Here is a 477-nt window from a genome sequence, read left to right as displayed (position 1 = left end):
ACCCTTGACATGCAACACCCCTTCCAGTTGCAGATTGCTAATGCTGGGCGCTTTGTTTTCATCAAACTCAATCACGGTCTCCTGCTTTCTGTCCGTGCCATCGATGGTGGTGGTCAGCGTCCAGTTACCGGTTTTCTGCCCGGCAGTGACGACCACTTCATATACGCCGTCTGACACCGCTTTCACTTCACCGATTTGCGGCTCTTTGCCGTCACCCTGCAATTTCCCTGTGGCATTGACCTTAATGCTGTCTTTTGCACCGGTTACCGGCTTGCCCTGTTTATCTTTCAGTGTAATCCGCAGGGTTTTGGTGGAAACGCCATCGGCTGCCAGCGCATTACTGCCATCTGCCGGTTCAACGCTGGGGCTGCTGGGATCGAGGATATCCGCCAGTGATTGCCCGAAAGTAATAGTGGCAGGGTGTTTCATCTGCTTGCCGAACACTTCCGGTGTCAGTGTCCATTTGCCTTTTTTCGC

Annotated in this window: 1 protein-coding gene; it reads right to left on the bottom strand. The window is 53.2% G+C overall.

Translation table 11 applies throughout. The features are described 5' to 3' along the window. On the bottom strand, positions 1-477 hold a 477-nt coding region (locus PSI23_RS22045; RefSeq protein ID WP_273557049.1), incomplete at both ends, for an Ig-like domain-containing protein.

It is taken from the genome of Xenorhabdus yunnanensis (assembly GCF_028598805.1).
Classification (GTDB): Bacteria; Pseudomonadota; Gammaproteobacteria; order Enterobacterales; family Enterobacteriaceae; genus Xenorhabdus; species Xenorhabdus yunnanensis.
Note: the sequence above shows the minus strand (reverse complement) of the source record. Positions and strands in the feature narration are given on the sequence as shown.